Source organism: Pseudomonas nabeulensis (assembly GCF_004682045.1).
Lineage (GTDB): Bacteria > Pseudomonadota > Gammaproteobacteria > Pseudomonadales > Pseudomonadaceae > Aquipseudomonas > Aquipseudomonas nabeulensis.
Genome location: NZ_QUZT01000112.1, coordinates 1 through 10705, shown reverse-complemented (window position 1 = coordinate 10705; position 10705 = coordinate 1). Strand labels below are relative to the sequence as shown.

At 63.9% G+C, this 10705-nt stretch carries 7 protein-coding genes; 1 reads left to right on the top strand and 6 read right to left on the bottom strand.

The window, feature by feature from the left end:
- Nucleotides 1-20 precede the first annotated feature (20 nt).
- The 6 genes from DYL61_RS30420 to DYL61_RS30395 all read right to left on the bottom strand — a co-directional run bounded on the left by DYL61_RS30420 (nt 21) and on the right by DYL61_RS30395 (nt 8334).
- Complete coding sequence (locus DYL61_RS30420; protein WP_135311456.1) at nt 21-1352, bottom strand: c-type cytochrome; 1332 nt, start codon at nt 1350-1352, stop codon at nt 21-23.
- Nucleotides 1353-1368: 16 nt separating this feature from the next.
- Complete coding sequence (locus DYL61_RS30415) at nt 1369-3594, bottom strand: xanthine dehydrogenase family protein molybdopterin-binding subunit (protein WP_135311455.1); 2226 nt, start codon at nt 3592-3594, stop codon at nt 1369-1371.
- A complete protein-coding gene (locus DYL61_RS30410; RefSeq protein WP_135311454.1) occupies nt 3594-4049 on the bottom strand; it encodes a (2Fe-2S)-binding protein in 456 nt (151 codons plus the stop codon). The genes DYL61_RS30415 and DYL61_RS30410 overlap by 1 nt, the downstream gene beginning before the upstream one ends.
- 161 nt (nt 4050-4210) lie before the next feature.
- The gene (locus DYL61_RS30405; protein WP_135311453.1) at nt 4211-6565 is read right to left on the bottom strand and encodes a TonB-dependent receptor; all 2355 of its coding nucleotides are present in this window, start codon (nt 6563-6565) and stop codon (nt 4211-4213) included.
- Between the two features lie 314 nt (nt 6566-6879).
- Entirely contained in the window at nt 6880-7827 is a 948-nt protein-coding gene (locus DYL61_RS30400) for a FecR domain-containing protein (RefSeq protein WP_135311452.1), read from the bottom strand.
- Nucleotides 7828-8334 (bottom strand): sigma-70 family RNA polymerase sigma factor, encoded by a 507-nt coding sequence (locus DYL61_RS30395; protein ID WP_135311451.1) that lies wholly within the window; start codon nt 8332-8334, stop codon nt 7828-7830.
- 161 nt (nt 8335-8495) lie between these two features.
- Here DYL61_RS30395 and DYL61_RS30390 point away from each other — a divergent pair, with 161 nt between their 5' ends.
- Nucleotides 8496-10631, top strand: a complete 2136-nt coding sequence (locus DYL61_RS30390) for a TonB-dependent receptor (protein WP_135311450.1) — start codon at nt 8496-8498, stop codon at nt 10629-10631.
- Nucleotides 10632-10705: the final 74 nt, after the last annotated feature.

Below are 10705 nucleotides of genomic sequence, written 5' to 3'. Positions count from 1 at the left end.
CAGTGACCGAGTTCACTCAGCTAGCGCATATGCAAAATGATCGGGCTGCTGCTCGCTGGGTCGGTATGCCCGCGCAGTTTGCCCACTGCCTGTGCATCCACCGCGCCGCCGCCGTTGCCCCAGGTACTGCGCACATAGCTCAACACCTCGGCAATGTCCTGGTCGGACAGTTGCTCACGAAACGCTGGCATGCGGTACGCATCGGGCACGCCGGCGACCACGATGCGTTGGGAGCCATTGAGGGTAATGTTGATCGCCGAGGCGCTTTCCTTGGCGAGTGCCGAGGTGGCACCGGCCAGCGGTGGCATCCACTCGGGTTGGCCCTTGCCGTCCAGGCCGTGGCAGGACGCGCAGCGGGTCGCATACGTGTGGGCGCCGGGGCGGGTAGTGGCGGACGCCGCCTGGTATTGCCAAGGCGTGCCGTCACGCTGCGGGTCGCCCGGCAGTGACTTGAGATAGCGGGCAATCGCCGCCAGGTCGTCGTCAGCCATGAACTGGGTGGAGTTGTTGAACGCTTCGGTCATCGAGCCGAACACCACCGCATGCTGGTTACGCCCGGTCTTGAGGAATTGCACGATCTGCGGCTCGGTCCAGCGGCCCAGGCCGGTGTTGGGGTCCTGGCGCAGGCTGGGGGCGTACCAGCCGTCGAGCAGGGCACCGCTGAGGAACGGTGTGCCGGACTCGTCCAGTGCCTTCTCGTTAAAGGCCAAGCCACGCGGCGTATGGCAACTGCCGCAGTGGCCGGGGCCTTGCACGATATAGGCGCCGCGGTTCCACACGGCATCCTGTTCCGGTTTGGCCGCATACGCAGCGCTCGGCGCAAACACGCCGTTCCACAGTGCAATCGGCCAGCGCAGGTTGAGCGGCCACGGGATATCACTGGGGATATTCGGCTCGCTGGCCGGTTGCACGCCGTGCATGAAGAACGCATACAGCGCGCGTACATCATCGTCGCTGAGCTTCACATAAGACGGGTAGGGCATCGCCGGGTACAGCCGTCGGCCACCCGGCGCCACCCCATGACGCACGGCGCGATCAAAGTCCGCCAGGCTGTAGGTGCCGATACCGTGTTCCCGGTCCGGGGTGATGTTGGTGGCATGGATCGCCCCCAGCGGCGTGGCCATTTCCAGGCCGCCGGCAAACGGTGTTTTGCCCGGCAGGCTATGGCAGGCCACACAGTCGCTGAGCCGGGCGACGTACTCGCCGCGACTGACCAGTGCGGCGTCTGCACGTTGCGTTGGTTCAAGGGGTGACGCGGGTTGACGGGTAACGTACCAGGCCAACACGCCGGCGATGACCAGGCCGGCCAGCACCAGCCCGCCTGCGGTTCTTGCGAATCGTGGGTTGTTCATGGGCGGTCTCTGTCGGTCAAGTGAAGGTATAGCGGCTCAGCGGCAAGCTGCGGATGCGCTGGCCGGTCAATTGCGCCACCGCATTGGCCACGGCCGGTGCCACGGCGGGCAACGGGGGTTCGCCAATGCCGCCCATTTTTTCGCCACTTTCGACAATCCGCACATGCACCTGGGCCATGCGCGACGGCGGCAAAATCGGGTACAGGTCGTAGTTGCGCGCCCGTGGCTTGCCGTCTACGTACACCGCTTCCTCCACTAACGCCTGGGACAAGCCCAAGGCCACGGCGCCATTCACCTGAGCCTCGACAATCGCCGGGTTGACGATGCTGCCAGGGTCGATGGCTTCCCAGATGTGATGCACCTTGACCTGGCCGCTTTCAATCGACACTTCGGCGATCACCGCCGCGTGGGAGCCGAAGGGCGACGCCATGGCCACGCCGCGTGCGCGACGGGTGCCGTCTTCGGCGGTGTACGGGCCGCGTTTCCAGCCGCCGGACAACTCGCCCGCCGCCTGTAACAAGGTGGTCAGCCGTGGGTTGTCGCGCAGCAAATGCAGGCGCAACTCGTAAGGGTCATGGCCGCCTTTGTCCGCCAGCTCGTCGAGGAACGCTTCGTAGAAAAAGTCATTCAGCGAATTGCCCACCGAACGCCAGTAACCGAGCATGGCCGGGCCTTTGACGTAGATCTGCGCGATACGTTTGTTGGGGATTGCGTAGGCCTTGCCCGATAAACCTTCGAGGGCCGTAGGGTCGAGTTTCTCGCCCTGTTTGCCGGCGATGGCTTCGGTCGGGCCTTCGGTGGCGCTCACTGCTTCGATGGCAGTCGGCAGGCCTTTGGCGTCCAGCGCGGCGCGGAACTTGACCACCGCCACTGGGCGCAGCACATCGCGCAGGAATTCTTCTTCGCGGCTCCAGATCAGCTTGACCGGACGTCCCACCGCCTTGGCCAGCGCAATGGCCTGCGGGTACGGACTGGCCGAGTCATACAGGAAGTGCCGACCGAAAAAGCCGCCGAGCAAGGGCGAGTGCAGGTTGATTTTGGCGAGGTCCAGGCCGGTGCGCTTGGCGATGTCGGCGCGGAACATATCGGGCGCCTGGTTGGGCAGCCACACGTCCAGTGAGCCATCGGGGTTGAAGCGCGCCAGGGCCGACGGCGGCTCCAGTTGGGCGTGGTGCAGGTATTGGTTGTGGTAGGTGGCTTCGACGGTGGTCTTGGCGCCAGCCAACGCGGCGGCGACATCGCCTTCGTTTTCGTCGTCACGCGCCGGGGCTAGCTGGGCCGCTAGAAAGTTGCGAAAGCCATCACTGGAGAAGTCCGCCGGCATAACCCGCACGGTCGCGTCGGCGCCGGGCTCCAGCCACTCGACCTGAATCGCCTCCACCGCGCGCTTGGCGTGCCACCAGCGTTCAGCCACCACGGCCACGGCTCCCGGCAGTTGGTGGACGGAGTGCACGCCCTTCATGGCTTCGACCTGTGCCTGGTTGCGCAGGCTGCCCACGGTCATGCCCAGGCGCGGCGCGTGCTGCACGGCGGCGTGGAGCATGCCGTCGACTTTCTGGTCGATGCTGTACAGCGCCTTGCCGGTGGATTTGTCGTAGGCGTCCAGGCGCTTGACCGGTTTGCCGATCCAGCGGAACTGGCTCGGGTCGCGCAGCTTCACGCTGGCCGGGTCGGGCACCGGCATATCCAGGGCACGTCCGGCCAATTCACCGTAACCCAGCGAGCGGCCCGAGGCGGCATGCACCACGCGGCCAGGCTGGGTGCTCAGTTCGGCCACTGGCACACCCAGTTGCTCGGCACCGGCCTGCAACAGCATGGTGCGCGCCAGGGCGCCCAGGCGCCGCATCACCGGGTAGCTCATGCGCACCGACATGCTGCCGCCGGTGATGCGCATGCCGTTTTCCATCACCACATAGGCTTCGCCGGGGGGCGCGGCTTCCACGACGAAGGTGGCGGGGTCTGCATCCAACTCTTCACCGACAATCTGCGCCATGGCGGTGTGGGTGCCTTGGCCGCCTTCCATAAACGGGCTGAGCAAGCGCACGCTGCCATCCGGGCGAATCTCCAGAAAGGCCGGCACTTGCGTCCCGCGCTCTGCAACCGGGTTGGTGGCCGCCTCGACCCTGGACCCGCCCAGCGGCAAACCGAAGCCAATCACCAGCGCCCCCACGGCGGTACTGGCCAGAAAGCGTCGGCGCGACAGGTTTACCGGTGCATCGAACAGATCAATGGGCTTGTTCATCACGCGCCCTCCTGCTTGGCCAGGTCGTGCACCGCCGTGTGGATCGCGTTGTACGTGCCGCAACGGCACAGGTTGACCATCGCCGCGTCGATCTGCGCATCGGTGGGAGCAGGGGTGTGCTTGAGCAGTGCGGTGGCGGCCATCACCTGCCCGGACTGGCAGTAACCGCATTGCGCCACTTGATGCTCGACCCAGGCGGAGACCACACGTTTACCCACCTCATCGGTCTCGATGGCCTCGATGGTGGTGATTTCACGCCCCACCACGCCCGCCACCGGTGTGACACAACTGCGCACCACGTTGCCGTCCACCAGCACCGAGCACGCCCCGCACTGGGCCAGGCCGCAGCCGTATTTGGTGCCGGTGAGGCCCAAGTCATCGCGGATCACCCACAACAAAGGGGTGTCTGCGTCCGCATCGACCTGATAGGTCGTCTGGTTAATCCGTAGTTCCATGGCTCACCTGCTGATCGACGGTAGGTGCGGCCTTTTTTATGAAGACGTGATGGCCGCTTATTGTCGAACTCTAGTCCACGGCGCAAGGGGGTCGCTATCCGCTAGTCGATAAGTCGCAGGATCAGGCAAGTATTCAAGAGGATTGGGCCAGTGGGCCGGGGTTAGAAATCCACGGTGGCCGACAGCAGCAGGGTACGTGGCGAGCCCTGTGAAAACGCCCCATAGGACGCCACGCCCGACCAATACTCGCGATCAAACACGTTCTGGACCGTCGCGCGGAAGGTGGTCGGCCGCTCGGCGATGCGCGTGCTGTAGCGTGCGCCTGCATCGATGCGGGTCCAGGGCCCTAGCTGTTGGGTATTGGCCTGGTCGACGTACTGGTTGCCGGTATGGATCGCGCCACTGGTCAACGTCAGGCCCTCGACCCACGGCATGTCCCACTCGGCCCACAGGTTGGCCTGCACCTTGGGCACGCCCACCGGGGTGTTGCCCTTGTTTGCGGCAATGCCCGCCTGGGTCAGCGTTGCATCCAGCAGCGTCACACCGCCGAGCACGCGGGTGCCCTGGGCGACTTCGCCGAACACACTCAGCTCCAGGCCACGGTTACGCTGCTCGCCCTGCACCGCAAAGCGCCCGGCGGCCAGTTCACCGCTGGGCTTTTGGATCTGGAACAGGGCGAGGCTGGTCATAAAGGTGCCGTCGTCGAACTTGACGCCGACTTCATGCTGCCGGGAAACGTAGGGGGCAAAGATCTCGCCGGCGTTGGACGCGTTGGACGGCGCCACATCGCCCTTGCTCAAGCCTTCGAGGTAGTTGTAGTAGAACGCCACTCGCTCCCAGGGCTTGAGCACCACGCCGAACAAGGGCGTGGTCTTGCCGTCGTCATAGGCCGTGGTCACTCGGCCGGCCGTGTCGTAGTTGTTGGACTGGATCCGCTGTTTGCGCAGGCCCACGGTGACTTGCACACGCTGGTCCAACACCGACAGGGTGTCGGCGATGGCTGCACCGCTCAGTTCGGTGGCGGACACCTTCGGCGCGTCGGGCTTGGCAATCGACGGCTTGGGGCGTTCGCTGGGGTGGTAGATATTCGACAGCACCGGCGCGCCGGAAATAATGCCGCGTGACAACTCATCGCGATAACGGCTGACGTGCACGGCGGTGCTGTGGCTGACCGGCCCGGTGTCGAAGCGCAGGCGCGCGCCGGTGTCGACGGTGTAACGCTGCACTTCGAAGCGGTAGTAGCCGGGGATCGACGAGGTATCACCCGCGCTGTTGACGATGGTCGGGGTCTGGTCGGATAGGCGCGCGACCGCCGACTTGCCGCCGCCGGCGTGGGCGAACACCGTCAGGTTGTCGGTGAGGTCATAGTCACCGCTGAGCAGGACGGACTTGTCCCGCGTCCTCGACCAGCCCCAGTCCTGGCTGACGTTGGTGCGGCCATTGGCGGCGTCGGGGATCTTCACGCCGGTGGCGATCAGGAAGGGGCGGGAGGCGCCGTCGAAGGTTTCTTCCTGGGCGATCAGGTCCAGGCGGGTGCGCAGGCGTTCGCCCTGGTAGTCCAGGGACAGCGCGCCGATATCGACTTCGCGGTCCTGGTGGTCGATCACCGTGTCGCCTTGCTGTACGCCGCCGTTGAACCTCAGGCCAAAGCGCCGCTCTTCGCCAAAGCGTCGGCTGATATCAATACGATTGCCCACGTGCGCGTCCTGAGCGTAGCTGGCGGTGTAGCGGGTGAGGTCTTCGTCCAGGGAACGCTTGGGCACCACATTGATCACGCCACCCACGGCGCTGTTGGGCGACATGCCATAAAGCAACGCGCCGGGGCCCTTGACCACTTCGATGCGCTCGGCGTACTCGGTGAACACCCGGTAGTTGGAGGCCACGCCATACACGCCGTCGAAGGCCAACTCGCCGAGATTGCCTTCGCCCACGGGGAAGCCCCGGATAAAAAACGAATCGACGATGCCCCCGGTCTGCCCGGTGGAGCGCACTGAGGAATCACGCTCCAGCAGATCGCCGACCGTGATGGCTTGCTGATCCTTGATCAACGCGGCGGTGTAGGTGCTGACGCTGAACGGGGCGTCCATCACGTCCGTATTGCCGAGCATGCCCAGGCGCCCACCCGTCGCCACCTGACCGCCGGAATACACTGGCGGCAGGCTGTCGGTGTGCTGTTCGAGGCCACCGACCGTGATGTCTTCCAGCGTGACCCGCCGCTGCACCAGCGTGTAGCTGCCATCGCTGCGCAACACCATCTCCAGCCCACTATCGGCCAACAGACGGGTGACGGCTTCCTGGGTCGAATAGTTGCCCGTCAGTCCAGGGCTGGTCAGGCCTTCGGTCAGGGCAGGGACGAAGGACAAGGCAATGCCAGCCTCCACCGCGAAGCGCGACAGCGTTGCACCCAGCGGGCCGGGAGCTATCTGGTAGGCACGGACTGCGACCGCATCCAACTGCGCGGCCATGGCCGTACTGGTCAACGCCAGACTGAACAGCGCGCTGCGAATCACAAGCATCAAAGGGCGACCTGAGGGCGAGAGATAAAGGGAGACCATGGATAGCCAGTTGAAATTGAAAAAAGTATCAGTGCTTACTTTTGCGCTCTTCAAAAGTGAGCCGCTGTAAGAGCGGAACCATAAGCCGTCGTTACCCAAATAACGGATATGTACTCCGACCCAAACCCTCTAGCGCCCAACCCATAGCTTTCGCGAGCAAGCCCGCTCCCACATTTTTAGCGGTGTGCATCCGAATAAGCTCGGTCGCCTGATAAGCCGCTATCGGGGGCAAGCCCCCTCCCACATTGGCGCGATGTACCTCCATTGAAAGTTGCTCAGGCAGGCGACAACGTCACCCAGTACCCATTCAAATGCCCACTGACAATCACCGGATACGTCTGCACCAACATACCCAACGCACGCCGGCTATCACTGATAGGAAACGCCCCGGAAACCCGCAAATCAGCAATCGCCGGATCACACCGCACAAACCCCCGGCGATAACGCATCATCTGCGCCACAAAATCCGCCAGGCGCATCTTGTCCGCCATCAACATCCCACGGGTCCAGGCATCCACATTGCCGTCCGCCGTATCCAACGCCCCAAACGTCTGCGCCGAAAAGTCCGTACGCTGCCCGGCACTGACAATCAGCGGCGCCGTCTGGCTGTTGTCGGCAAGGCTCACTTTGACCGCGCCTTCCAACACCGCCAGATGGGTGCGCATGTCCAACTCGCGCACAGTAAAGCGCGTGCCCAGCGCCTGCATGCGGCCCTGGCGGGTACTGACCAAAAACGGACGGGACGCGTCGTGTGCGGTCTGCACCAGGACTTCACCTTCGCGCAGATGCACCAGGCGCTGCTGGCTGTCGAAGCGCACATCGATGGCCGTGTCGGTGTTGAGGGTGATGCGTGAACCATCGGCCAATACCAGCTCACGTTGTTCGCCCACGCGGGTGCTGTAATCCGCCGTTTCCGTTAGTTTCCAGCCGCCCCAGCCGATGGGCATTACCGCCAACAGCAGGGCCAGCTTGCCCAGCGCCGCACGACGCTCCGCACTGGCAGGACGGTCCAGCGCCGACATCGCCAGGGACGGCGGCAGGCCGCCCAGCTTGCTTTGCAGCAACTGCGCACGCGCCCAGGCGCGGTCGCGTTCGGGGCTGCTGGTTTTCCAGTGTTCCCATTCGGCGCGCTCGCTGTCGCTCAGGTCGCCTTCGCTGAGGCGCATCAGCCATTCGGCGGCTTCTTCGAGGGCTTGGGTGGGGGCCAACGGCGCGTTGAGCATCTAGTCCACCAGCATCAGGCACTGCACGAAGGCTTGCTTCATATAGCGTTTGACGGTGATCAGCGAGACGCCCAACTGCTCGGCGATGGCCTGGTACTTGAGGCCGTTGAGCTGGGACAGCAGGAACGCACGCTTCACCAGCGGCGGCAGTGAGTCGAGCATGGCGTCGATTTCATGCAGGGTTTCCAGCACCACGAAATGCGCTTCCGGCGACGGCACCTCGTGCGCCGGCACGCAGGCCAGGGCTTCCAGATACGCACGTTCCAGGGCCTTGCGCTGGTACCAATTGACCAGAATGCCCTTGGCCACACAGGTGAGGTAGGCCCGAGGCTGGTCGATCACCGTGACCTGGGAGGCGAGGATACGGGTGAAGGTGTCCTGGGCCAGGTCCGCCGCATCCATGGCGTTGCCGAGCTTGCGCTTGAGCGTGGCGTACAGCCAGCCGTGATGGCCGCTGTACAGGGCTTCGACCACGCTCAGGTGCGGATTGTTGTGGGTTTCGCTCATGGCGCGGATCTGTGCAATTGAGAAGTATTCCCAATGCTAAGTGACAACCCATCGCCAGCGCAACGCCTGCAAAAAAAACCGCAGGCGGCTGATACTTTTTCGTGCGTCGGCTGGCATCAGCAGTAATTCCCACGTTCTGCCGATGAAAGGACCCCGACGTCATGCCCGTTGCCAGCCGGTTAACCCTCGCTATCCACACCGCCCTGCTAGTGGTCGCCACCAACGCCTGGGCGGTCGACGAGCCCCTGACGCTCGAAGAAACCAACGTCAACGCGGTCTACAGCGGCCCCACCGACTTGCCCGAGGTACTCGCCGGCGGCCAGGTTGCCCGAGGCGCACGCCTGGGCATGCTGGGCAACAAGGACGTGATGGACACGCCGTTCAGCGTCACCAGCTACACCGCCAAGACCCTCGCCGACCTGCAGACCGTCACCGTGGCCGACGCGTTGGAGCGCGACCCGTCGGTGCGCTCCACCGGGCAGACTGGCGGCATTGTCGACTCGTTTTTCATCCGTGGTTTTGCGATAGGCGAGGGCAACCTCGGCGAGCTGGCCTATGACGGCGTGTACGGCGTGGCGCCCAACTACCGGGCGTTCACCGAGTATGCCGAACGTATCGAAGTGCTCAAGGGACCGGGTGCGTTGATGTACGGCATTTCGCCCAACAGCGGCGTGGGCGGGGTGATCAATATCGTGCCCAAGCGCCCGTTGGAGCAGGATTTGACCCGCTTCACCGGCAGCTATGCCTCGGACAGCCAGGTCGGCGGCCACCTGGATATCAGCCGCCGCTTTGGTGATGAACACCAGTTTGGCGTGCGCTTCAACGGCAGCCTGCAGGGCGGCGATACGGCCGTGGACGATCAGCACCGCGACGTCGGCATCGGCGCCATCGCCCTGGATTATCGCGGCGAGCGGCTGCGCTTGAACCTCGACTACCTCAGCCAGAAAGAAAGCTACGAAGGCGCCTCACGGCCGTTCACGATTGCGCCGAATGTGCAGGTGCCGTCCGCGCCCAATGGCCGCACCAGCCTGCCGCAAAAGTGGGGCTGGTCCGACACCAAGGAGCAGTCGCTGCTGCTGGGTGGCGAATATGACCTGAACGACAACCTCACCGTATTCGCCCACGCCGGTGGCGGCCGCTCGGATGTGAAGCGCATGTCCGACCAAGTGCCGCGCATCCTCAATGCTGCCGGCGACACCAGCAATATTCCCGGCTACTACAAGTTCAATGTCGACCGTTCCACCGCCGACGTCGGCCTGCGCGGGCTGTTCGCCACCGGCCCGGTGACCCATCTGACGACCTTGATGGCCACCCGTTACGAAGATGAACTGTCGCGGGGTATCAACAACGGCACCGAGATCCTTTCGAATATCTACCACCCGGTGGACCGCCCCAAGCAATACATCAACACGCCCAAGGTACTGCGTATTTCCGAAACGGAGCTGTCTGGCGTAGCGCTGAGCGACACGCTGGGCTTTTTGGATGATCGTGTTCAGCTGACCTTGGGGATGCGTCACCAGTCCATCGAGTCGCGTAACTACAACGCTGCGGGTGGGGTCAGCTCGCGCTATGACGCCAGTGCCAATACGCCGTTGTTGGGGGTGGTGGTCAAGCCTTGGGACGACGTATCGCTGTACTACAACTACGTCGAGGGGTTGAGCAAAGGAGATGCGGCGCCGGGTACGGCGAGCAACGCCGGTGAGACCTTCGCGCCCTATGAGTCCAAGCAACACGAACTGGGCGTGAAGTATGAGCACGGCACGTTCATGACCAGCGTGGCGTTGTTCCAGATCACCAAACCCAGCGGTGAAGTCGGCGCTGATAATGTGTATTCGGTGCAGGCCGAGCAGCGTAACCGTGGCGTTGAGCTGAGCGTGTTTGGCGAAGTGGCGCCGGGCACGCGCTTGATGGGTGGGGTGACCTTCCTTGATGGTGAGCTGACCAAGTCCGCCACAGCGGCCAACCGTGGCAACAAACCGGTGGGCGTGCCGGATATCCAGGCCAACCTGTGGGCCGAGTGGGACACGCCGTGGGTCGAAGGTTTTACCCTGACCGGCGGGGCGATCTATACCGACAGCCAGTATGTGAACCAGGCCAATACCCAGGAGCTGGATTCGTGGACGCGCATCGATGCGGGGGCGCGCTATGTGACGAAGATCGAAGGGCGACCGACCACGTTCCGCGCCACGGTGCAGAACGTGTTTGACCGGGAATATTGGTCGGGTGTGGCGTCGTATGGCGCGTTTTCGCCGGGGTATCCGCGGACGTTGCAGGTGTCGGCCACTGTGGATTTCTAATCAATCATTACTGACACCACCCAATCCAAATGTGGGAGGGGGCTTTTGTGGGAGGGGGCTTGCCCTAATGCCAG